This is a genomic window from Paenibacillus puldeungensis, assembly GCF_042678945.1.
Taxonomy (GTDB): Bacteria; Bacillota; Bacilli; order Paenibacillales; family Paenibacillaceae; genus Fontibacillus; species Fontibacillus puldeungensis.
Genome location: NZ_JBHTLM010000002.1, coordinates 331397 through 355491, shown reverse-complemented (window position 1 = coordinate 355491; position 24095 = coordinate 331397). Strand labels below are relative to the sequence as shown.

At 49.4% G+C, this 24095-nt stretch carries 14 protein-coding genes; 6 read left to right on the top strand and 8 right to left on the bottom strand.

The window, feature by feature from the left end; translation table 11 throughout:
• The first annotated feature begins 28 nt into the window (after positions 1–28).
• The 6 genes from ACFQ3W_RS04225 to mmsB all read left to right on the top strand — a co-directional run bounded on the left by ACFQ3W_RS04225 (position 29) and on the right by mmsB (position 8439).
• On the top strand, positions 29–1027 hold the full coding sequence (locus ACFQ3W_RS04225; RefSeq protein ID WP_379316933.1) for a substrate-binding domain-containing protein: 999 nt from the start codon (positions 29–31) through the stop codon (positions 1025–1027).
• Complete coding sequence (locus tag ACFQ3W_RS04220) at positions 1017–2936, top strand: cache domain-containing sensor histidine kinase (protein WP_379316931.1); 1920 nt, start codon at positions 1017–1019, stop codon at positions 2934–2936. Before ACFQ3W_RS04225 ends, ACFQ3W_RS04220 begins: the two co-directional genes overlap by 11 nt.
• On the top strand, positions 2908–4194 hold the full coding sequence (locus ACFQ3W_RS04215; protein ID WP_379317213.1) for a response regulator: 1287 nt from the start codon (positions 2908–2910) through the stop codon (positions 4192–4194). Before ACFQ3W_RS04220 ends, ACFQ3W_RS04215 begins: the two co-directional genes overlap by 29 nt.
• Positions 4195–4522: 328 nt before the next feature.
• Positions 4523–5614: a multiple monosaccharide ABC transporter substrate-binding protein gene (gene chvE / locus ACFQ3W_RS04210; RefSeq protein ID WP_379316929.1), complete on the top strand. Its 1092-nt coding sequence runs from the start codon at positions 4523–4525 to the stop codon at positions 5612–5614.
• 126 nt (positions 5615–5740) lie between these two features.
• On the top strand, positions 5741–7270 hold the full coding sequence (mmsA, locus tag ACFQ3W_RS04205) for a multiple monosaccharide ABC transporter ATP-binding protein (protein ID WP_379316927.1): 1530 nt from the start codon (positions 5741–5743) through the stop codon (positions 7268–7270).
• A 5-nt stretch (positions 7271–7275) separates the two neighbouring features.
• The gene (gene mmsB / locus ACFQ3W_RS04200) at positions 7276–8439 is read left to right on the top strand and encodes a multiple monosaccharide ABC transporter permease (protein ID WP_379316925.1); all 1164 of its coding nucleotides are present in this window, start codon (positions 7276–7278) and stop codon (positions 8437–8439) included.
• 123 nt (positions 8440–8562) lie between these two features.
• On the opposite strand, the gene ACFQ3W_RS04195 is transcribed toward mmsB, so the two are convergent.
• The 8 genes from ACFQ3W_RS04195 to ACFQ3W_RS04160 all read right to left on the bottom strand — a co-directional run bounded on the left by ACFQ3W_RS04195 (position 8563) and on the right by ACFQ3W_RS04160 (position 23919).
• Positions 8563–9060: a GNAT family N-acetyltransferase gene (locus tag ACFQ3W_RS04195; protein ID WP_379316923.1), complete on the bottom strand. Its 498-nt coding sequence runs from the start codon at positions 9058–9060 to the stop codon at positions 8563–8565.
• A gap of 378 nt (positions 9061–9438) precedes the next feature.
• Complete coding sequence (locus ACFQ3W_RS04190; protein ID WP_379316921.1) at positions 9439–12510, bottom strand: GAP1-N2 domain-containing protein; 3072 nt, start codon at positions 12508–12510, stop codon at positions 9439–9441.
• A gap of 2 nt (positions 12511–12512) precedes the next feature.
• Complete coding sequence (locus tag ACFQ3W_RS04185; RefSeq protein WP_379316919.1) at positions 12513–13769, bottom strand: hypothetical protein; 1257 nt, start codon at positions 13767–13769, stop codon at positions 12513–12515.
• A 307-nt stretch (positions 13770–14076) separates the two neighbouring features.
• Positions 14077–14724: a beta-mannanase gene (locus ACFQ3W_RS04180; RefSeq protein WP_379316917.1), complete on the bottom strand. Its 648-nt coding sequence runs from the start codon at positions 14722–14724 to the stop codon at positions 14077–14079.
• Positions 14725–14744: 20 nt separating this feature from the next.
• Positions 14745–16034, bottom strand: coding sequence for a vWA domain-containing protein (locus tag ACFQ3W_RS04175; protein ID WP_379316915.1), 1290 nt, complete (start codon positions 16032–16034; stop codon positions 14745–14747).
• A gap of 225 nt (positions 16035–16259) precedes the next feature.
• Complete coding sequence (locus ACFQ3W_RS04170; RefSeq protein WP_379316913.1) at positions 16260–18629, bottom strand: transcription initiation factor TFIID; 2370 nt, start codon at positions 18627–18629, stop codon at positions 16260–16262.
• Positions 18629–22018: a tubulin-like doman-containing protein gene (locus tag ACFQ3W_RS04165; protein ID WP_379316911.1), complete on the bottom strand. Its 3390-nt coding sequence runs from the start codon at positions 22016–22018 to the stop codon at positions 18629–18631. Before ACFQ3W_RS04165 ends, ACFQ3W_RS04170 begins: the two co-directional genes overlap by 1 nt.
• A gap of 83 nt (positions 22019–22101) precedes the next feature.
• The gene (locus ACFQ3W_RS04160; protein WP_379316909.1) at positions 22102–23919 is read right to left on the bottom strand and encodes a vWA domain-containing protein; all 1818 of its coding nucleotides are present in this window, start codon (positions 23917–23919) and stop codon (positions 22102–22104) included.
• Positions 23920–24095: the final 176 nt, after the last annotated feature.

Here is a 24095-nt window from a genome sequence, read left to right as displayed (position 1 = left end):
TCACCCGTTTTGTGAAAGGGGTTTCATCATGAAAAAATTGTGGATCGTTTATTTGCTGCTAGTTGCCTGTTTCCTGCTGTATGTGCTGGATTACCGTGCTCAGAGCCGGGCCGAGGAGCCATGGATGACCGGAGGCCTACACGGGGAAATTGATGAAAGATACGTCATGATCACTTTTCAAAGAGGGATCGATTATTGGAAAAGCGGGCTGAAGGGTTTCGAGGATGCGGCTCAGGCGCTGGGCGTCTCGGTAGAATACCGCGGCGCGACCCAGCGCGACATCCATGAGCAGATCACTGTCCTGGAACAGGCGATTGCCAAAAAACCAGCCGGCATTGCTATATCCGCCATTCACCCAGTGGATCTGACACCCACGATCAACAAGGCGGTCGAGGCGGGCATCCCGGTCGTCTTGTTCGATTCCGATGCCGCCGGCAGTAAAGCTTATTCGTTCCTTGGCACGAACAACTATTCCGCCGGTGTAGAGGCCGCTCGCAAAATGGCCGAGCTGACCGGGCAGCGCGGAGAGGTCGCGGTAGTGACGACGCCGAACCAGCAAAACCACCAAGCTCGCACCGATGGGTTTACCGATACAATATCCCGGGAGTTTCAAGACATGCAGGTCGTAACGATTAAGAACGGCAAAGGTGATCAATTGGTCTCCCGGAAGGCCGCTGAGGAAATATTGCGGGATCATCCGGAAATATCCGGTATTTTCGCAACAGAGGCCAATGGCGGCATCGGCGTAGCAGAAGCGGTACGCTCCTACGAAGGAAACGGCCGGCCGAAAATCATTAGCTTCGACACTGATAAAGGAACGCTTGATCTTGTCAGAAGCGGTGACATTTCCGCCACGATGGCCCAAGGCACCTGGAATATGGGGTATTGGTCTCTACAGTTTTTATTTTCGTTAAAGCATGGGCTGAATACACCGCAAAGCCCCGGCTCCAAGCTTGTACCAACGCAAGTGGATACCGGCATTACCGTCGTGACAAGACAGAATGTGACGGATTACTATGCTAAATAAATCGAAATGGGAACTACGCCGCCTGGCGTTCAACAATTTGCCGATCCGCTATAAATTAATCATTCATTTTTTGCTGATCAGCATTTTGCCCTCCATCGGTCTGGGGCTATTGACGAACTGGACGGTAGAACGGATCATTGAACGCCAAACGACAGACAATACACTGCAGTTGATCAGCAAGGTAAATAAAACGCTCGAAACCTATGTGGAAAATTTGCAGAATATCACCTTCTTTATTTCCTTTAATCCAGAGGTACAGCAATTTCTTGCAGGTAATGCGGAACCCGGAACAGCGATTCGTCAAAACGGTGCGGACACCGATATGGCTACGGACCATTACGAAATGCGGCAATTTCTGCAAGGATTTACGACGCTTTATTCAGAAGTGGCCGGCGTGCTCGTCGTAAACAGCCGCGGAGACTACGTCAGCAACGAGATGTACGCGAGAACATCGGACAGCCTCACCCACGAATTTTGGTATCAAGAAGCTGTGCGCAACAACGGGATTTTCAAAATACTCGGCCACCCGTACCAACGTAACGTGACAACCCACGTCAATTACAAAGGCAGCGAAGTCATTTCCGTCGTCCGGGCTATACTGGACCCGGATACCCAAAAGGTCAAGGGAGTTGTGCTGATTGACCTGAAGCTGCGCGTAATCGCGGAAACGGCTCAAGACGTAAGACTTGGAAAAACGGGCTATTTAACCGTTCTGGACGGCAATGGGGGTTTTATTTATGCACCGTCGGACCCCTATATCCACCGAATCCCGCTAGCGAAGCTGAATAAAAATGGTTCAGGTACCTATTCCGAAAAAGTAGGCGGAAGGGATATGCAATATATTTACCGGGTTTCCCCGTTTACGGGATGGACAACGGTAGGAGTTTTCGCCTTGAAGGACTCTGCGGCCGAAATGCGGGAAATCCGCTTCTATGTTGTCAGCTTCGTCTTTACCGTCTGCTTGCTTGGGATGACTGCCTCGTTCTTTCTGGCCTATTCGATATCCAGACCGATCGACCAATTGGCCTCCTTTATGCAGAAAGCGGAATCTGGGGATTTGGCGATCCGTCATTGGGGCGACCGCTCGGACGAAATCGGCATGCTGGGACGTCGCTTCAATGCCATGCTGCAGCAAATAAACCGACTTCTGTCATTAACCGAGCTTCAGGAGCGGCAAAAACGGGAAGCCGAGCTGCGCAGCTTGCAAGCGCATATTAAGCCGCATTTTCTGTACAATACGCTTGATACGATCCACTGGATGGCCCGGAAGAAGGGCGCCGAGGACATTGCCGAGATGGCGGAATCGCTCTCGAAGCTGTTCCGGATCGGCCTTAGTAAAGGCAACGACATTATTCCGTTGAGCGATGAGATCGAGCACATCCGCAGCTATTTGCAAATACAGCATGTGCGTTATCAGAACAAGCTGGATTACACGATCCATGTCGCCCCTGAAATTCAAGAGGTGTATGTGCTGAAGCTTGTTTTGCAGCCGATCGTAGAGAATGCCATCTATCACGGCATCAAAGAAAGACGCGGCCCGGGCCATGTATGGATCGAGGCTGGGCTGAGCGAAAACGATCTAATTATGACGATTCGAGATAACGGGAAAGGTATGTCAGAAGCAGAATTGTCGGCCCTGCAGAAAAAAATCGATAACGTTGTAAAAGCGGACGCGATGCACACCCCTTTGCAGCCGTCTCAGCAAGGTAACAGCGGTGATTTAAAAGGATACGGCATGATGAATGTGCAGGCTCGGATCGGATTGACATTTGGCACTAAATACGGCCTGACCATTCAAAGCGAAGAAGGCCAAGGCACGGTTGTTACGGTAACCCATCCCCTGATTCGGGATAACCTTAGTCGATGGGAGAGGATCGATGATGAACGAGAACCAGGAAACAAAGATTGAATCGATCGGCGGGCTCGGAGACGATACGTCTTCAGACTATCGCTGGAAGGTGCTCATTGCCGATGATGAAATGATTATTCGGGAAGGAATTCGGGAAAGCGTAGATTGGGATAAGCTGCGCCTGGACGTTGTGGCCGAAGCAGAGGACGGCGAGGAAGCGCTGGAGCTGGCGGTCCATTATGCCGTGCATATTCTGCTCGTCGATTTGAATATGCCCATTATGGACGGAATCGAGCTGATGAAGCGGGTCCGGGAGGCGCTTCCGGACTGCAAAATTATTGTTATTACCGGCCACGACGAGTTTACCTATGCGCAGAAAGCAATTCGTTTTCAAGTTAAGGACTATATTCTGAAACCGGCAAACCCGGCCCAGCTCGAAAAGGTGCTGTGTCAGGTTCGGGACGAGCTGGATGAGGAAGCGGTGCAGCAGCAGCATTTACTGAGCGCCTCCCGGCAAATTGCACGCAGCTACCCCCTGCTGCGCGAGCGGTTTTGCCAGGAATGGATGGAAGGCAACATGACGACTGCGGAAATTATGGAGCAGTTGCAGTTTCTAAAGCTGCCTTCCGAATGCCCGCATTGGCTCGGCGTCATTCGACTCCCTGAGCCGACCGCCTCCCAGATGGCCCTGAAGGAAGATGAGCGGCAGCTCTATTTGTTTGCCGTGGAGAACATCGCATCCGAGCTGCTCTCCCCTTACACCAAGGTTATTTTCCGTGATTTGTTCGGCTTTATCATCGTTTTGCTCTGGAACTATGAGGCCGAGGCAAAATTTCACCAAATCAGCTCGTCAGTGAGAACCTATTTGAAGATCGCCGTGGACATTCACCTGGCTGAAGGAAACGGCGATATGATGCATCTGCCTGCCGTTTACCGCAAATGCAAATCCGCCGTGCTGAAGGAAACGGCTGTCTCTCCCTTAGTCCGCCGGGCGAAGCAATACATGCTGGAGCATTTCGGAGAAAGTGGGCTGACTTTGGAGGCCATGGCCCAGGACCTGCAGACCTCCCCTGTCTATTTAAGCCGGATGATCAAGCAGGAGTTAGGTGTATCTTTTAATAGTTACCTGACGCAGATTCGTATCCGCAGAGCAGCTCAATTGTTAAATTCCACTGAAATGACAATTTACGATATATCAGAACAAGTTGGTTACGAAACGCAGCACTATTTTAGCACCGCCTTCAAACGTAACACTGGAATTTCCCCCCTTCAATACCGCAAAGGAGCCATTAACGGGGAGGACCGCAAATCGGAATAACTCCCCCTTCCCCCCACAAAAGTTAGTTTGTTTTTTATAAAAAGAGTAGCTTTATTGTAAATACGCCCCCCCTAGTTCCTTGCTATACTCCAACTGTAAGCGCATCCAAAACAAAAGAATAACCAAATAACCAGGGGGGTAAGCTAAACAAAGAGATTACTGTACCGCTACTGGCTAGGGCTCTGAGGATTATACTTACCGTTTGCGGCACGCAAAGGGCGGTACCAGAGCAGCAAAAACAGGAATTGGCGGGATCGCCAAGCCGACGAAGTCGTCGGAACGTTGTTTAAATGACAGTTGAATAACCAAATAACCAGGGGGTAAGCGAATGAAAAAAATTACTGCATTGCTGCTGGCTTTGACTCTGATGATCTCTTTGACCGCATGCGGCGGCGCTAAGAACAACGCCGGTGCCGGTGGTGGCGGAGAAAAAGGAACTGTAGGGATTGCTATGCCGACGAAATCGTCGGAACGTTGGGTTAACGACGGCAACAACATGGTTAAGGAGTTTCAAGCACTTGGCTACGGAACGGATCTCCAGTACGGGGAAGACGTAGTCGAAAACCAGGTTTCCCAAATCGAGAACATGATTACGAAAGGCGTCAAAATTCTCGTTATCGCCTCCATTGACGGGGCCGCTCTCACTGATGTTCTGCAAAAAGCCCACGATCAAAACATCAAGGTCGTCGCTTATGACCGTTTGATCATGAACAGCGAATACGTGGATTACTATGCTACCTTCGACAACTTCAAAGTAGGCGTGCTCCAAGCTTCTTACATTGAAGATAAGCTTGGTCTGAAAGAAGGCAAAGGACCGTTCAACATCGAACTGTTCGGCGGCTCGCCGGATGACAACAACGCTTACTTCTTCTATAACGGCGCAATGTCTGTACTGAAGCCATATATCGATTCCGGCAAGCTGGTTGTACGCAGCGGCCAAACCAAGATGGAACAAATCGCTACACTGCGCTGGGACGGCGCTACCGCTCAATCGCGGATGGATAACCTGCTAAGCGCGCACTACACGACGGAAAAGCTGGACGCCGTTCTGTCTCCATATGACGGCATCAGTATCGGCATCCTGTCCTCCCTTAAAGGTGTAGGCTACGGATCGGGCAACAAAACGCTACCAATCGTTACCGGTCAAGATGCAGAACTTCCTTCGGTCAAGTCCATTTTGGCTGGCGAACAAACGCAAACCGTCTTTAAAGATACACGTGAGCTTGCTAAGAAAGCCGTTTCTATGGCACAAAGCATTCTCGAAGGTACAGAAGCTGAGGTCAACGACACGAAAACTTACGACAACGGTGTGAAGGTGGTTCCTTCCTTCCTGATCGCCCCTAAATCTGTAGATAAGAGCAATATTGAGAAGGAATTGGTTGAAACCGGGTATTACAGCAAAGACGAACTTGGCTTGTAATTCGCCGATCATCAAGGTTTAGATCACTGACACGAACGATTCAGCTCCGAACTCGCGGCGGGCGGTCTACTCGGCCGCGCCGCCGTAAACTTTTGTACAACGAGGAGAAAGGCCTGGTGATGACACTTGCGCGACATTATTTTGGAGATGAGAGGCATTACCAAAACATTTCCGGGTGTTAAAGCGCTCAGTAATGTGAATTTGAAAGTAGCGGAAGGCGAAATTCACGCACTCTGCGGAGAGAATGGTGCCGGCAAATCTACACTCATGAAAGTACTCAGCGGTGTTTACCCGCACGGATCTTATGAGGGCGACATTCTTTTCAAAGGAAACGTTTGCGAATTTAAGGATATTAAGCAAAGCGAAGATCTCGGCATCGTCATTATCCATCAGGAGCTGGCGCTGATCCCTTATCTTTCGATTGCGGAAAATATTTTTCTCGGCAATGAACAGAACAACCGCGGGATTATCAACTGGAATGAAACGACGATCAAAACAAAAGAGCTGCTTAAAACGGTAGGCTTAGACGAATCGCCGGCTACGAAGGTTATCGAACTTGGTGTCGGCAAGCAGCAGCTGGTGGAAATCGCCAAGGCGTTGTCCAAACAGGTCAAGCTGCTGATTCTGGACGAACCGACGGCGGCGCTGAATGAAGACGACAGCGAAAACCTGCTGGACCTCATCCTGGAGCTAAAAAACCAGGGAATCACTTCAATCATCATTTCACACAAGCTGAATGAGATCAAAAAAGTGGCCGATTCGGTCACCATTTTGCGAGACGGCAGAACAATACAAACGATGGACATGGTGAAGGACGAAGTAACCGAGGACGTCATCATTAAAGGGATGGTTGGCCGGGACTTGACTAACCGTTATCCAGAGCGCGTTCCGAAGATCGGAGACAAAATTTTCGAGGTTAAAAACTGGGAAGCGTCTCATCCGCAGCAGGAAGATCGCAAGGTGCTGGAGCAGATCAACATGCATATCCGTAAGGGAGAAATCGTCGGGATCGCGGGCCTCATGGGGGCCGGAAGAACCGAGTTGGCTATGAGTATTTTTGGACGATCTTACGGTAAGCACATCAAGGGACAGCTATTCCTGCATGGCAAGGAAGTTCATCTCAACAGCATTAGCGATGCGATTGAGCATGGGGTGGCTTACGTCACCGAGGACCGAAAACACTACGGCCTCATTCTGATGGACGATATTAAACGAAATATTTCGTTGACCAGTCTTAAGAAGCTATCTCGCCGAGGCGTCATCAATGAGCAAGAAGAAGTGCTCGTCGCCGAGGAGTACCGGAAAAAGCTGAATATCAAAACACCCGGCATTTTGCAAAAAACCATGAACCTTAGTGGAGGTAATCAGCAGAAGGTTGTGCTAAGCAAATGGATTTATGCACAGCCGGAAGTACTTATCCTCGATGAGCCGACACGCGGGATCGACGTCGGGGCCAAATATGAAATTTACTCTATCGTGAACCAGCTCGCAGACGAAGGAAAAGGCATTCTGTTCATCTCTTCGGAGTTGCCGGAAATTCTCGGGATGTGTGACCGGATTTACGTGATGAGCGAGGGTCGAATCACCGGTGAAGTAAACCGTGAGGATGCCACACAGGAAGTACTAATGAAATCTATGACACGAGGCAGGGGGTAGACAGAATGCAAGCAATTACAGAGCTTTTTAGAAAAAATATACGCCAATACGGCATGATTATTGCCTTGGTGTTTATCACCGTATTGTTTCAAATTTTGACGGACGGAATCCTGCTGAAACCGCTCAATATAACAAACCTGATTTTGCAAAATAGCTACATTCTAGTGTTGGCCATCGGGATGGTTCTCGTCATCATTACCGGTCATATCGACCTTTCGGTCGGTTCTGTCGCCGCCTTTATCGGCGCCTTGGCCGGGATTATGATGATCGATATGGGAATGCCAACATACTTGGCGGTCATCATCTCCCTCGCCGCCGGAGCACTGATCGGAGCCTGGCAGGGCTACTGGATCGCCTATGTAAAAATACCGGCCTTTATCGTCACACTAGCCGGCATGCTTCTCTTCCGTGGTCTAACGATGATTATACTCGGTGGTCAGTCGATCGCTCCTTTCCCAAAATCGTTTCAACGAATCAGCTCCGGGTTTATCCCCGACTGGTTTGGTGGCCAGAACCTGCACATCTTGACGATCGCCCTTGGGATTATTCTCTCGGTACTGTACATCTGGCAAGAAGTGCGCGAACGCCGTACCCAAATCAAGTATCAATTTGAAACTCCGCCCTTCTGGATATTTGCTGCACAAATCATTATCCTGGTTGCTATTATCAACATCTTCACGTTTGTATTGGCTACCTACAACGGTTTGCCAAACATTTTGGTGATCCTGTTCTTCCTGATCGCAATTTACTCCTTCGTCATGAACCGCATGATCGCCGGTCGCCACATCTACGCACTTGGTGGCAACGAAAAAGCCGCCAAGCTGTCCGGGGTCAAGACGAAGAAAGTTACGTTCTGGGTATTCGTGAACATGGGTGCCTTGGCAGCTCTGTCTGGCCTTATCTTCGCCGCTCGTTTGAACTCCGCTACACCAAAAGCCGGCATCAACTTCGAGCTTGATGCTATCGCAGCCTGCTTCATCGGCGGCGCCTCCGCTTCTGGCGGGATCGGTACCGTCATCGGCGCTATCATCGGCGGTCTGGTTATGGGCGTCATGAACAACGGTATGTCTCTGATTGGCCTTGGCGTAGACTGGCAGCAAGGAATCAAGGGTCTGGTTCTACTCCTTGCGGTAGCCTTCGACATTTATAACAAATCGAAAACGAGTTAATGCAGCCAGGCAAGCAGAACGAGCAGGCCTCCGCCGGAAATCCGGACGGAGGCCTGTTCTATATTCCGCACTTTCTTTAGTTCAACATATATAGTTACAAGGACAGCGCCCTCGGCTCATTGACTATTTCATTCTCTTTTCAAGAATGAAGCTGCCTTCGTCGACGCTTTTTGGATTCTCTATTTTCACAACATGGAAGCCACATTTATTAACATAAAAATTATGGTTTCTGCGAGAAAAAATCGGAGTTTCCGTCCTCCATACCTTAGTATTGGGGAACTCAGATTCAACAAATTCCCAGACCTTTTTGCCAACCCCTTGATTCTCCATTTCAATATCAATAAAAATATTGCCAAGGAAGTTTTCATGAGTTGAATGATTAATCCAAAGAATGATTGCGCCGATGACATTTCCGTCCTTCGAAACTTTGTATGAGGTTGAATCTTTGTTTAATGCATATTTTCGTAAAAAGTCACCATTATCGTATCCAGGAGGACCGCCGCTCTCCTCTCCAAGATGAATACGGGTATCTTCGTCAAACGCACGTTTCATGATCGGTGTAAGGACATGAATATCTTCTTCAGTTATTTTCTCAAAGTCTAACCCCTGGTAAGTCTTCACAAAACCCCTCTTTTCCTTAGAAGTATCCCTTCTTCTCTATTGTAGAGTCGGAGTCTGCTGCCCACCTGTCCTATATTGCTGTTATTGCATCTGTCTGTCATGCGCATTCAAGTCGATTCTCCAGAATTCACCGCTAAATGCATTTAGTACAGCTATTTTCGGGCGAATTGCGGATTTCTAGATTTTAACTGCAAAACCTGCAGCTAAAATGGGCTAATTGGGCCTGAAACAGCAATTTTCATCCTATTAGCTGTACTTTCTACAACTAAATTTCCAGATTATCCATAATGGCACTTTTTAAGTGTAGAAAATGCAATTACTACGTTCGAGACGGCCTGAAGAGGGCTGTGCCATTTTGTTTCTTATGTTTGCACGCACTCAATTCTTCGGCATCTCTATCGGATTGAGCTTGGACTCGGCCTCTTCGCGGGTGATGACCGTAAACTGTTGATCAGCTAGCTTGATCACACTGCCCGTTGGCACATCCAGCTTCATGCCCAATGATACTATGACACGAGGGTAAACATCCTTCGTTACGTCGTTCTTTGCGCTGGCAGACTTATCGGGCTTAGAAGCGTCACCCAGCTTATTGGCGTCAGAAGTGACGGCCTTATCCGCTGCGGTTTTATTTTTTGTGTCGGTTGCTTTGGTTTTATCGGCGGAGTCAGTGGCATCGGTTTTTGTATTTCCGGATTGCCCGGATTTATCGGATTGACTGGCTTCCTGCTTTCCTTCCGTTTTCGTGGCATTTTTCTTGTCGTCGGCTCCTTGATTTACCCCTTCGGGCGCCCCCGCATTACCGGTGCCATTACTCTCAACCGCACAGCTCGCCTTGTACTTCAAGTTCATAAACTGCTGTGCGGACTTGCCCGGTGACTCGATTGTCAATGCAGAGGGAACAAAAGCCTTACACTGATCTTCCCCGGAAAACAGAAAAACAAGCGAAGTCGTTTCCTTTCCGTCTCCACCTATGACTTTGTCGGCATAAACAAACACTTCAGGTTCCGGAGATGAAGCTGGAGCCTGCGGCGGAGTTGCTTCAACAGGCGCTTTTGGTTCAAAGACCCCTTGCTGCTGCAAGACAACTAAGACACCCGCAACTACAACAAGGCAAGAGGCTAAAATAAGCAGGGTCATTCTGACCTTTTTCCCATTTTGCGCTAGAAATCGTTTGAGCGGCGAGGATAACTCCATTTGTGCCCCGGCAAATACCTTCGCCAGCTGTGCTCCCGCTTTACCGAAGTAGCGGTTCCGGTAATCCTTACTCTTAAACGCGTCTCGGTCATGTTTTTCAAAATATGTCAAAATCGCCGAGGAGTATGCAGGAGCAATAGCTCGGGATTCCAAAAACCACGGCTGGCCTTGCGACCAAAGCATGAACTCGTAAATTGTCTCCTTTTCATGTGCATACCGCTGGAGATAGTCCAACACTTGATTATAAGTGGCTGGACCATGATCCGCCTCTTGCTGGAACGCCAGCACGATTCTCCCAAACTGCGCCACTTCGATACTGGACTGCAGCCATCTGCGACCAAGCTCCTGAACCCGCTTCTTGTCGCCTGGGGACAATTTCCGAAAAATATCTTCCTTCGGATCACGCTGAGTAAACCATTCGTACAGCACCTGCAGCATGGCAACCAGACTACGCTGACGCCCCTCAAGCTGCAGACCGGCAAACGCATCCGCTTTGCCTAAAAACGCCGCGGATACCACCTGATCCCGGGTTAGCTTGTCCAGCTCCAGTTGATCCAGAAGCAGACCCTTGGCTGTAAGCGAGAGCCGCTCCACCAGTTCCGAATCCGCCAACGTCATCCCACTATCAAGTAAATCCGTTTCCTTCCATTTTCCGATATTCTCCAGCACCATATGTACGGCCGGCAATAAACTCTGCTGCTTACGAAGCTTCTCTGTTAGTCCAGTAGCAGCACATTCCTTAAATGAAGCGTTCCGCATCAATTCGGAATGGGCCACTGCCCAGCCATGCACAATGTTCAGAACCTCTTTAGGCTCATGTGCTTCCGCAAGCTTATTCTGAATATATGGCTCAAACAACCGGGTAGACAGCTCGCCATGCTTCAGGACCGTGTCAAAAAAGGCCCTACTCAATTCAGGCTGGCTCTCGACTAGAGCGTACAACGAATAGGCAAGTTCCGTATTGCCTTCTGTCAACGTGTTGTTAATGGCAAGAATCAAATAGTTGACAAGCTTGGGGCCATAATTTCTGCGATCCAGCCGGTAATAATCCCGGAAGCATTCCACTACCTCAAGTTCAGCTATATTTTGCTGCTTGACCCTGTCAAATTCCCGGTCAAAGGCGGCAAGAAATATATCATTCAGCCGAATTATGGAATCCGCCGAGCCTACGGGCTCCAGATAACTGAGCAAGCCCCGCAGCACCGTTAGCTTATGATTTTCATATAAATCCCAACGATCCGCTTCAATCTGATAAAACACACATAGCTCGTGGTAGACAGATAACAATGCCCGACTCTGCATTTCTCTTCCCGAGAGCATATCATCCGCAAAACGGTGAAACTCCTTCAGGCTTTCAAGCTCGCCGAGCCTACTCCAAACGAAATCGAGATAGGGCTGTCTTCCTTCATCCACCTCGTCCTGTGGCATCCGTCCTGAAGCGAGATCGAATACATATTCCTTTTCAATTTCCCGGTCACCCGGGCGGAGGCTGCCGCGTTCCACAAATTGCAGATGGATAAACTTTCGACTCTGCGGCTCCTTGGCATATGTAATGAATCCTATGCGTCGACGCAGCTCGAACGGCAGGCAGGCGAACAGCACTTTAAGTAGCGCCAGGGCATATTGCGAAATCTGTTCCGGTGGAACATCCAGCGCCACATACACCTTTTTTCTTCCTTCTCCGACAGCCGTCATTACGGCAAACAGCAGCCGTTTAAAACCCTGCTCGCCGAGCTTCAGCTCATCCAGCAGTTTCCCCGCCGGAAGACCGAAGAGAGGGCTCGGCTGATACTGCGGTCTTTCCGACATCTGCGGAAGGTTCTCCAGCTCCGGCAATTCCCGGCCAATTTCCGGGTAGTATTTCTCGGCAAAATCCGCTTCAAGATAACGGCCATAATCGGTCACGATTTCATCCAGCCGGGCGGACGGAATGACGTAATTATGCGTAAGAAACGCGCTGCGCAGGCCAGTAAAGTCCACCGGCTGATATACGCTGCGCCCCAGTACCGTTTCCCCGCCTTCGGCATGAAATAAATGAATTGCAGGCGGGTAACTGGCAGCTTCCTTGATACCCCGAGAGGTCAATTCGGCAGGAGCATCATACCCGCAGAACGGATGAAGCTGTTTCTTAATGAATATGGGGTCAAGACCGTCCGAAGCTGCGACCGTATCAAAGCCTTCCGTTCCACGAAATATACCGCTCCGCTCGCGGGTATAAAGCTGCTGCTGAATCATTACGGGAGAGAATTGCCTCATGATCAATCTCTCCCCTCAATATAGTTCAATTTGTATAGCAGCCAAATAAACGGTTCGTCCACGCGAATCGGCTGCACGACATTTTGCAGTTTTTGGTCAATTGGATTACTACCGAGCGCAGATACCGCGAAATACCCGGTATTTTTGAAATAGACGTCCATCGTGCCTTTGAATGGGCGGTCCACCTTCTCAATAAAGCGGCGAATTTCACCATCGATATTTTCAAATTCGGTGATATTAAAATATTTACGATGCACCACATTATTGAAAATGTTGCTGTTCGATTTAATATACTCTCCTTCTTCATCCTTTAAGGAGTGAAGCATATCGCTCTTCGTCAACACAACCGCGGTCGGTATATCTGTCTTCCCTTTGTCTTCATAAGCGATAAAATCCCCGAACATCGTCAGTACCACATCACGTGGCTCGTCGTATTGCGACACCCATTCCCCCGGCTGATCTCCAACATTGATGCGGATTTTTTCCCGAATCGAACGGATTTGCAGCGGATCGACCATGAACAACAGGCCGGAGGAGTTCTTGATATGCTGCCCGTGCAAACCAAGATAATCTTGATCGACCATTCCTTCACCCGCAACATCGAAGAAAACAAGCGTTAGCGGAGGCTTCGATTCATCCTTGAATACGAACTGAAAAATAAACGGCTCCTGCATTTTCTCTTTCTGTGTTGATGCCAAGAGATCGCCGCGCTCAAACAGTGGCTCTTCATATAATGTGCGGAATTTTCGACTGATTTCGGCGTTTAGCGGCATGCAGGCCGCGTCAAAATGATCTGCCGTCATATTCTGCAGCGTGTGAATCAGTGAAGTCATATAAACGGATTTCCCCACCTGGGAAGCCCCGATAATAGATATAATATTGCTCGGCACCTTGCCAGCAGTTACCGGAAGCTCATTATGGCAATGCGGACATAATCTGCGCCGTGTTACTTCCCCGTATCGGTCATTCAGACCGACCAGAACATGATCCGAATAAATCAAATGCTCCTCAGGAACGTCTTGGGGACGCAAAATAGCCTCCATATCGTAGACGGTATCGAGACCAAATCTCTCCCTGTATTTGTTAAGAACTTCGTCCTCGCCAAGCGCGTAATCTTCATCATCTTCACGATGATGCGTCGCTCTAAATACGACTTCGTCCGGCTCGAATTTACTAAAGCAATAAGGGCAGACAATAGCATAAAATAGCGGCCGCTCTTCGGCGTGGGATTTCTTTTTAAACAAATCAAACAGACCCATCGTGTTACCTCCTCCTTGCTATATATGCTGAACTAAAAAAGGTACGGAATACAGGCAAGAGGGTTCAATATTCTAAACCATACACATTTTAGAATATTGAACCTGGGTGAAATGATTCTGAAGAAGCTAAAAGCTTTCTGTAAGAAAGCTACTTCGGAAGCATATGCCTTGGTCGCCTTTGTTCCCGGATTTCTACCATGATTTATTTAATCATAGAAATTCGGGAACAACAGCGATCGTAAGAAACATTTCACCCGTCTGCCTCTATCCGTCCAATCATTTATGTTCAGCTTATATAGCACTTCATTTATTCCGGAATCAGCTCATACAATTTTCCGTATTTGGGGCCATCGGTGAAGAACAGCCTTACGAAATCGTTCTTTCCCACCTCAATCGGAGGCAATGTACTTCTGCCCGGCGGGAAATCTCTCAGAAAAGGATATACTGTGCCGTCATCTAAACTTACCGGATAATTGCCCTGCTTTTTCACATAACAAAGCGCTTCTTTAGGAATCTCTACTTCTGCAAGCACCGATATTTGCACCGTCTTATATTTTCGCAGCAGGCCGCTCTTATGAGAAATAGAATAGCGGATTTTGGCCCGGCCCGTGCTGAATTCCACGTTGTTCTGTGCGTCAGGCTGATAGACCAGGCGTTTGTCGCCATCATCCATGATGCAGGCATAAACCGTGTAGGCGATCCATCCAATCGTGTCTATCCGGTCATAATAGCCTCCCGCCGCTTTGTATTCTTCACGGGTATACAGCTTCAATCCAGAGGTAGAGGGAGGGTAGCGATAGTCCCCCTGCTGCTCCCGACCTGTAGACCTTTTATCGATATAAACGGCCTGGATTCCTTCAGGCCACTGCCACTGAAGCTTGCAGCGATCCTCATCGATCTTGTAACTAAGCTGAGTTATGAACGGTAAGCCCTCTTCCGCCTCGACGAACCGCATCGCTCACCCTCCCTTCGTCTTTAGAATCCACTATTACGCCTATTTCTGACAGGCTCCTGATTTCCGGACGCGCCGTTCTGAATCGCAGCTCCTCTGCGACGCATGGCGGCCCGAGCACCATTCGTTTCAATCGGCACGACAAAGGTGAACATCGTCATCACAGCCGCAAGAAGTAGGCAGGCTAATAACCGGATCATAGCGTCCCCCACGGGCCAGCCGCCGAGGCTCTGCTCCAGCAGGATACCCGCCAGTAAACCCGATACGGCTCCGCCAATCGTAAAGCTTCTAGCTAAATGCCGGTTATCGAACATCATTCCCAGCGCTAAGCCAATGAGCGCCCCAAGTCCGAGTACAAACACGATTCGGAGTATCATATAGTACGGACTATTCTCCATCGTCCCAGTACGTTCCGTAACTAAAGTACGTTCATCCAGGTTGTCATAAATTTTCTGGAATACAAAAGTTAGATTAGACGCATCCGCTTCATCATAATATTGTCCACCTGTCTGAGAGGCGATTTCTTTGAGTAGTTCTGCCCCCTCCACATTGCCGCCAGGGGCGCTAAGACCAAGACCGATAGTATTTACGGCCACGCCTCGATCCTTGTAGTCCGGCAGCACTTTCGCCAGATTGACGTCGCTGACCCCGTCTGATAGCAGGATCGCCATAGCACCTCTTGAGCCGGACTGCCCTTTGATCTGCTCCATCGAGGCTTGCAGCGCCTCGCCGATATCTGTTCCCGCATCCGTAGGCTTAAGCTCATCAATTGCGGCGTATACCTTATCTTTGGCACCCTGATCGCGCACACGGACAAAAGGCTGGATGAGCTCAGGCTGATCATTGAACACAATGACCGCAACCTGCTTGCTGCTATCCATTTTTCCAATCAGGGATTTTGCCGCTTCATAACGGTGATCATCGGGATCGGTCTCATGCATGCTCCCGGAATTATCGATAATCAGGACAATATCTTTAACCGTTTTCGCCCGGTTTATATTCAGCTCATATAAAAATTCAAAGGCTGCACCCGCTAACAAAAGCATAACCAAAGTGACCGGAACGAGCAGCTTCCATGAAGTACCGACATACCGTTGCCTCCAAGATGCACCGTTCAGCCGCGGGGAGATCGTTTCCGCGATCAGACAGCAAATCCCGATGGATAAGGCTAGGATGCCAAAGTAGAGCCCAATCACAACAAACCCGGGCAGTCTGCCTGAAAGCTCCCCAAGCAGCAGTTCGCCGATCACAGCCCCAATAGCCCCGCCGATAAGGCTGAACAGCACCAGAAGCCAATTTATTTTACGCTGCATTTGTGCACTTCCTTCCAAAAAGAGGTAGTTCAAAAAGTCATCTTTCGATCACGAAGCAGGTCAAGAAGAGGGCTCGACATCGAATCTTGAATTCAGCCGGGCCTTCCGTTGCTCACGTAGATCTATCTACGCTCCGCTACTCAGTCCCTAGCTTCATCCAACCTTCTCGGTGCTCAAAACCTGACTTTTTGCACTTTTATTGAACCGGTAGTTCAAAAAGTCATCTCAAAGCTCAGGCAGCCCGGATTTGTCGATTCCGTGAAACTCATACCCGTTTTTGATATAAGTTTCATAGTATACTTTTCCATTCACGTAATACATCAGATCCTCAGGATGGAAGCCGCCCATCAGATTCAGCTTCTCCACCCCGCTGCTTCGCTTCTCATGCACACATCCAAGCTTGTAAATTCTGGACGACTCATCGGCCTGGAAAATGTACTGTACGAATTCGCTTGAATAGTCGCCGAATACGTACTTTTCCTCATAACGGTGCTCCTGGGTGTAATCGTACAGCCGAAGCTGGATCGCGGCATTGTCCTCCAAAATACGGTACAGCTTCTTAAACAACTCTTCCTTAGTGAGTACGGTCTTGTTGCCGTATTCAATCGTCACGTTAGCCCGCTGCAGCAATTCTTCCTCGAACGTACGCGAGAACATCGGTGACGTTAGAATCGTCATGCGGCACACTTCAATGAGCCGATCCGTCAGCCCCTCGATCCCATGCTCCAGCAAACGGCGGGAATCCCCCATCGCGCTATCAGCAAAAAACGCCTGTCTTCCCCGCTTGCTTTCCCACTGTTCCATAATGTCTGCGGTGACCCGCTCATAGTACTCCATAATGTTCTGTCCGATGTAATCATCTGCGGTCTTAATACTGCCGAGCGCCGTGTCATGCAGCATTTGTTCCATCGTTTCGAGCTGCCGGGTCACGGCTCGGTACCGATCGTGTAATTGCAGAATCGCTTCTTCAAGCTTAACGATCAGCATAAGCTTCGTTTCCAGCATCAGGATTTCCCGCTTTCTGGAATATACCTGGCTGAACAAATAACGAATCAAGGCTCGCAAATTGTGCCGATCCATAAGTGGGAGGCGCGGAATGCCCTGTTCCTCCACCCGGCCCTGCCGAAATTGTTCCAACTCGGCTTTGGCCGATGCCAGCAGCATCTCCACTTCTCTCCGGCTGTTTCTAAGCTGATCGACGATTCCTGTTGAACCATTTGTCGTCTCATCCGCCGTCCATGCAGCCAAGGCGAAAACACCAACATCAGGATAACGGGAAAGGGACTGCTTAATCGCTGCGTCGAGCCATTCAACAGCACGAAACTCTTGTAAGCGCCGTGCTGCTTCCTCCTGAAAATTGCTGCGGAAGAAGGCTTCACCACCGCCACCGAACAAAGCTTCCTCGGCTTCCTTCAGGGACAGCTTGCGAATAGCCCCATAGCTGATGTCATTCGTCATCAAGCCATGCATTTCTTCTAAGCGCTCCTCCAAGGGCATCATTTGCCCGGCAGCACGATCCAAGGCCGCTCCATCCACTCCGAAGAAAGTCAGCTTCTCCGCATTAGATAATGAGGGTTCCTGCTTCACTCTTGCAAGCAAGCCCCTGTAAAAGTGATATAACACGGCATGCGCGATCGACTGATTGGGCCGTTTCACCTTGGATAATCCGGCGGATACAAAGCCCTGCCGCCCGGATTCCGTCATAATGTTGTTTTTAAAAGAAGTGTTATTGTAAGCGGCATTGTTCGCGTGAAACGGTTGGTCCTTATCATGTCTGTTCTTAAGCAGGCTGATATGGGAAATCGCCTCGTAGCAGCTCTGCATTCCATCAGTTGAGGCGATTCCCCGCTCATCGCGATCCGACAAAATATAAACAAGGTCAAATAATGGCGAAGGCGGATGGGTAACCGCGATAGAAAGTCCATCTTCAGTCACATGCAGCGGGGCGGTGAATTGGAAATCCGGCTGCTGCATCAGGTTCAGCTCCCGCAGGAATGCCACCCCAAGGGAGCTGCTGTACCCAAAAGCTTCAGCCCCTTCCCGTTCGTTAATCAAGGCGTACAAATCCATTTGCACCGCCTTGAACGACTGGCGAAATATCGCTTCTGCGAGCAGCGATATTTCCGGAACAAACACATTAAGCGGATCATCGACCCGCGTAATGATCGAAAGACGAACCCGATCAAAAGACGGGTACAGTCTTCCATACTCCGCTAACGATCCGCTGGCCTCCCTCAATATTCGGTTAAGCTCCGGCAAGCCTTGCTTGTCGGCATAAAACTGCCGGTACATTTCAGGACGCAGCTTATGCGAGTCCGCATCCTTTTTGACCATCTCGGGAAAATGATACTCCAACAGACGAGCAGTAGCAGGCTCCCCGGCAGAGCCTGCGTACATATAAATCAATCCCTCGCTGTTTTCCCATCTCTTCTCATTCATCTGCATGATCGGCTGAGTGGCCTCGCGGCTTTTGTCCCCGATAAACAGAAACACGGCGGGATAATGAATGCTGCTCTGGTCATCGCCTCTGCCAGTAAGCCGCTCTTCAGCCCGGTCATATTCGGCAGCAAACTGCTCCAGCTTCTGCCTAACCATTATTTCAGCCTTCTGCGAATGTCGTTCAGCTTCGTAGTAACCTGCTTGTAAAACTGATACATATCTTCACCGTTCGCCAGCTCGACTTTTTCATATTCCAGCGAGTCCCGCCCCTCACGGAATCGTTCGGCCAACTCATCCAGCGTTTGCATGAGCGGCTCGATATTTTCGGAAGCCGTCAGCTCCGCCGCCCGTCTTGACGATTTACGCATGAGAGCGCTGTGGTTCTTCTCTTCAAGACCTCTGAAATGAGCGAACACTTCGTACTCTACATAGTTCTGGCTCTTCATCAGATTGGCAAAAGGCTCCCAGGCCTCTTCTTCCGGATCACGGTCGTATACATATAGCGCGCCTTTTTTCGTTACTGTTCCGGTATACATCGCCTCAATGAACTCTTCGAGCCACTTCTCTTCATCCTGATACTGCTCCAGCACCGCATCCAGCTTCGCCGCCATCGCCGCGATTTCGTCGTATTTGGCAATCTCCTGTCGCACAACAGTAATCAACTGCGGTGAGCGAATCAAATTCTCTTGGGCCAGGTCTTCATTAATGCTTCCGAAAATATCCTTCGCACTCTCCTGCGGAAGTCCCTCTGCAAGCAGCCGCTTCAATTCAACAGCACCCCGCTTCACCTCACCCAAATTCGGTTTAGGCGCTTCCAGACGCATATCGTACGCTGCCAGCTTATCTTGAAGGGAGAACGGCTTCGTGAGCACCACCGAATAGCGACTGCTCGTGTTTTGATCCTCATCCTTTTCAACAACTACTTTTAGCGCGAGAGCTTTTGTAAACTCTTCACGCACGCGTGCATTATAGCTTTGCACCCGTGAGTTGACGTAAGTATCGCCCCAGGACTTCTCGGGAATCGGAGATGGCAGGTAAGTCCAGTTATTCTTTTCAGTCTGTACCAGGTGGCGTCCAATTCCTTCTTTATCCAGGATCGTCCGTTCATAGCTTTCCTCATAAACCTTGAGCGGCGTGTAAACAAACAGCGGCACCCCGTTGCGTGTATTCAGCCAGAAAATACGGTTCTTCACTTCACTTTCCTTCACTGTGAAATGTGACTTGCCGATCGCATTATTCTGATAGTTGCGAATCCCTTTCAGGATGCTCGGCGCTTGCACAGGTACGGATACAAAACCCCAGGAAGGGAAATGCAGATTTCCCGTACTGTTCGACAAATGGAATACCGGCACGGCCTCTTCATCCAGCTTGCTGGCAATATGCCGTTCGACGAATTTCTCAATCGGCTCATCCTGTCCGTATTTGATAATCAGGAAATCTTCCATCGATTTCGTAATGAGGTCGCCAAATTTTTCAGAAAGAAAATCGGATATGGAGCTGACAATATCAATGTCCTGCTCCTTAATCCACTGATTCGAGTGGTCCAGAAGCTCAGACGCAAAATCGCGAATAAGATCATCGGAATCCTTTTGCTCCATAATCCCGCTGACCACCTTGGAAATATCGGGCACGCTGACAATGTTCCAATAGTATGTTTTATTGCCCTTGTGATCCACCTGCTCTTCGCCGCTCGTTAAAATCTCCCCGTTTTTGGAGAAAATCGAGCTGAGCGCGTTCAGGATTTCTGTGAACACACTATAAATGCGGTTATTTTCCCGATTCAGCAGGTCGTACAGATCCTCATAAAATTCAATCATTTGCTCAGTGCGCTCTACATCCGCATGGAGCCAATATTCATTGATTTTCGCTTCAATATAGGCGTTCTTCTTCTTCTCCTTGGATACAAATGCGCTCTTCGCGTCACCCAGCTTCTCTTGTGAAAGATCCTGCGCCGCCTCAATATCGCGGGGAATGCGCACAAGATTCTCACGTAGCGCCTCTACATAGGAGAGCAGCATCTTCATCAGGCAGAAGCCCTTCTCCGTATAAAGCAGCCGGGATACATAAAACGGTCCTTGTTCCGGATGCAAAAACAAACGGCGAATCTGATCGCTGAACTGCTCCAGCATCTCGCCGGGCAGCTGTTTCTTCGCCTTGATATACTCTTCTCTGGCCCGGGCCAGAAAGGTTTGCTCCAGCTCCGTATCCATGTTCACGACCTGGGTCTTCACGACGTTGGCATAGCTGAGCCGCTCGCTATTCTCGAAACCTGGAAGCGGCTCGGGCACGCGCGCTTCAAAGGCCTTGACGATGCTGTCCAAATCGACGCCCAGCTTGCGGGCAAACTTCTCTACTTCCTCCTGAGTCGGAGCTTGGTGGAACATTTTCTCCATCTTATCGAATAGACGATAGGCCAAGTAGGTCGTCATCTCTTCGATCGGCAGCACCGCCGAGGAGGCCCCGATAATGTTGTATTCATAGTTGGCCGGATAGACCTTGTTCATTTGCGCGATATTCGTGCGGATATTGCTGATATAGTCATGGATGGCAAATTCCTCGCCGGACTGCTTCTCTTCATTAGCCATAAAGTTCGTAATGTTCTCCGCGGTAACGTTCATGCAGTAGTCATAGGCATTTTCCAGCAGCTTGCCCTCCGTATTGGTAGCCGATATCAAATGACACAAATTAAACGGAGGCAATGGAGAATTTACGTTCAAAATATTGCCGTACTGCTGCTTGAATCTTTCGCCGCGATGATCCACGTTCATCCAGTAATCAAGCTCTTTGAGCGCAGCGTAACCATTTTTCTTAATGTACTCGCGCGTATGCTCGCTAAGGCTTTTGTTGGACAGGTTAATATCCGGCGTGAACAAATATCCCAGAATGTTCACCCGGTCAATCCCGGCCGAGCCATGGTCGCGCTCGATAATGCCCCGCACGATATAAGCGATGTCGAGGAAGCAGCCGCTGCCCGTACCGCCGGACAAGCCGGTAAGCAAGAACACCATCAGCTTCTTGTTTGTGCCTACGGACAAGGTTTTGATCTTCTTGTCGATCGCCTGCACGACCTGGTTAATCTTCGTAAACAAAAGCAGCCGTCCCGCCTGCCGGACACCTGCCGCGCCGTTCATCCCGTCGGTGATGCTAAGCTCAGGCGACAGCCAATCCGTGATGTACGGCTCCAAAATGCTGCGGTTTTGCAGCAGACCGCCGATTTCCGGATTGGACAGCAGCACGAATTCATTGATCGGATCAAGCCCGATGCCTTTGTACCTTTTACTGCGGTCCTGCTCGTTGGTCTCAAAAGCGAGAAATTCCACATTGTCCGGCTTATCGCGTTTTTTCTTGGACAATGGATCCTCCGGCAGTCTGAATCTGCGGTTGATTTGATATTTCAAACGAAGCAGGGCATCTATCCCTGTCCCGCCAAGACCGATAATGAGGATTGGGTTATCAATCGTATCTACTCGAATTTTATCGCTGACGATGCCTCCGCCAAGCGATACGTCCAATTGCTGAATATGCTCTCTAACGATCGGTTTCATGAATTTGTCCTCCTAAAAGTTTTGGGAGCGTTGCTTTGTCCGTATGTAACTTCGTACAAAACTCGCTTCGGAAGCATTGGCGATCAAACCAGATACTCTATAAAAATCGTCTTGTCGATATGCTGCAGCGACAAGGACACGCGATCACCGCTCTTAAGCTCAAGCCCGGCAGCTGCATCGATCACCCGGCCGGATTTTTCAATAGGCGCGTCCGAGGCGTTGCGCAGTGTAATGCGATCCCCTTTGGCCGGCGTAAACACGATTTTCTCCGTTTCCTTAAGTTCAGGTGCCAGCTGCAGGAGCTGATGGAGATTGAATTTGCCCTTGAACGCGGTTAACTTCTTATACTGCGGGAAGGATTTCTCGTTCGTATTCTCGTCCCGGATTTCGATGACGATTTGGCCCACAAATCCAAGGTTTGCTTTCTTGACCGCACTGGCTATAAAGTAAGCAACTGCGGCAATCACGGCCAAGGCAATCGCCGAACCGGCCACGACCAGCCAAGGAAACGGCTTCTCTTCCCCTGCCTTCGGACCGGTTGTCCCGGCGGCTTTCCCTCCGGCATTTCCTTTGGCGCTCAGCTTGACCGGGGCGGATTCCCGGTAGAAGCTTTTATCCTCCGCACGAACCTTCAATTCATAGTCATGGGCTTTGGAAAAGCTAAACTTCCCTTCGAATCTGTCGCCGGTACTGTTCAGTTTGATTTGTTTCGTATCACCGCTGTCGATATCCTTAACGATAAGCACAGCATTCATAGTCTTATACAGCTCATCGTTTGGCAGCTTCTGCCCGTTGCTTGTCAGATACGCTCCAATTTTCACCTCATCACCAGGGTTGTAGCTTTTCGAGGCAATCTGGTCCATCTCCAGCTTGAGATCGTAGTTAAAGATGAGGTTAATGTCGATTTTGTCCTTGGCCGCCCCCTTCACCCTCAGCTTCCAATCTCCTTCGACGGGAGTTAACAGCTTAATCAGGGAATAGCTCTTCGACTTTGACAAAAGAACAGCTTTCGACGGTATGCCCACTTTGCCACCGGAAGGGTTAACCAGCTCCGCCACAATCGGCTTCGATGACATTATGGAAATGTTGGCTTCAAGCACGCTGGCATTTGGAACGTTAACCGTCACTTCCTGGAAGCTGCCGGTTCCTGTCATGCTCTTAATAGGTACGATTTTAAGCTTCAAATGACTGGCGAAAATCTCGCTAAGAATTTGCGGAAGATCGTCGGCCGAACTGGTTGAGAACGATTTGGCTCCCGTCTGGTTGGCCAGGTCTTCAAGCGGCGCCTTATTCAGCTTGCCATCCGCATTCAGCCCGATCGTATAGATCGGAATGCCGGCTGTTTTGGCCTCTTTTACAGCTTCACCCAACTTCTGGTCCGACTCGCTTTGCGACTGTCCCGCTTTTTTATTAAGATCGTTGTTTCCATCGGCAAGCAGAACGATCATCGGCTCATGCCCCGGCTCTGCCCCGTTTTGCAGCACCTTCACCGCCTCTTCGACACCTACCGCAATATCGGTATAAGGCCCTCTGTCCAGCCCATCGATGAAGTCTTTCAAATCCTGCTTATCCTGCGGAGACTTGATTTCAAGGAGGGCCTTCTCCCGCTGCACCTTATCGGTATAGCCCACAATTCCTACCTTGTCACCCCTCGCGGACAGCATGTCAATAAACATCTTCATCGCTTCGTTTCCGACTTTATCCTTGTCGCTTGTATTCATCGAGTTGCTTATATCCGTAACAAGCACGGCGTCGATCAATGAACTTTGCTGAGTCTGGGCTCCTTTCGCCGCCGCTGCTGCGGTCCCGTAAATGGCGGCACCAGCGCCGGACACCAGTAACCAAAAGACCATCATAACCGTTAATATACGTAAAGATTGTCTATAACAATGCTGCTGCATAATATTGCCCCTTTATTTTGAAATAGAAAATAGCCTCATTCCAGATATATACTATACTAATGATAATAGATAATCCTTAAGAAAAGGTTAAGTAAAAACAAGATATCATTACCACATTTCACCAAAACCCGAGCTATTTTTAGAATATAGCCAAGATTCTATCATCATTCTCAACA

Coding starts and splice junctions, on each gene's coding strand:
- ACFQ3W_RS04225 (WP_379316933.1), top strand. CDS start 29: ATGAAAAAATTGTGGATCGTTTATTTGCTGCTAGTTGCCTGTTTCCTG.
- ACFQ3W_RS04220 (WP_379316931.1), top strand. CDS start 1,017: ATGCTAAATAAATCGAAATGGGAACTACGCCGCCTGGCGTTCAACAAT.
- ACFQ3W_RS04215 (WP_379317213.1), top strand. CDS start 2,908: ATGAACGAGAACCAGGAAACAAAGATTGAATCGATCGGCGGGCTCGGA.
- chvE (WP_379316929.1), top strand. CDS start 4,523: ATGAAAAAAATTACTGCATTGCTGCTGGCTTTGACTCTGATGATCTCT.
- mmsB (WP_379316925.1), top strand. CDS start 7,276: ATGCAAGCAATTACAGAGCTTTTTAGAAAAAATATACGCCAATACGGC.
- ACFQ3W_RS04190 (WP_379316921.1), bottom strand. CDS start 12,510: ATGAGGCAATTCTCTCCCGTAATGATTCAGCAGCAGCTTTATACCCGC.
- ACFQ3W_RS04185 (WP_379316919.1), bottom strand. CDS start 13,769: ATGGGTCTGTTTGATTTGTTTAAAAAGAAATCCCACGCCGAAGAGCGG.
- ACFQ3W_RS04180 (WP_379316917.1), bottom strand. CDS start 14,724: ATGCGGTTCGTCGAGGCGGAAGAGGGCTTACCGTTCATAACTCAGCTT.
- ACFQ3W_RS04175 (WP_379316915.1), bottom strand. CDS start 16,034: ATGCAGCGTAAAATAAATTGGCTTCTGGTGCTGTTCAGCCTTATCGGC.
- ACFQ3W_RS04170 (WP_379316913.1), bottom strand. CDS start 18,629: ATGGTTAGGCAGAAGCTGGAGCAGTTTGCTGCCGAATATGACCGGGCT.
- ACFQ3W_RS04165 (WP_379316911.1), bottom strand. CDS start 22,018: ATGAAACCGATCGTTAGAGAGCATATTCAGCAATTGGACGTATCGCTT.
- ACFQ3W_RS04160 (WP_379316909.1), bottom strand. CDS start 23,919: ATGCAGCAGCATTGTTATAGACAATCTTTACGTATATTAACGGTTATG.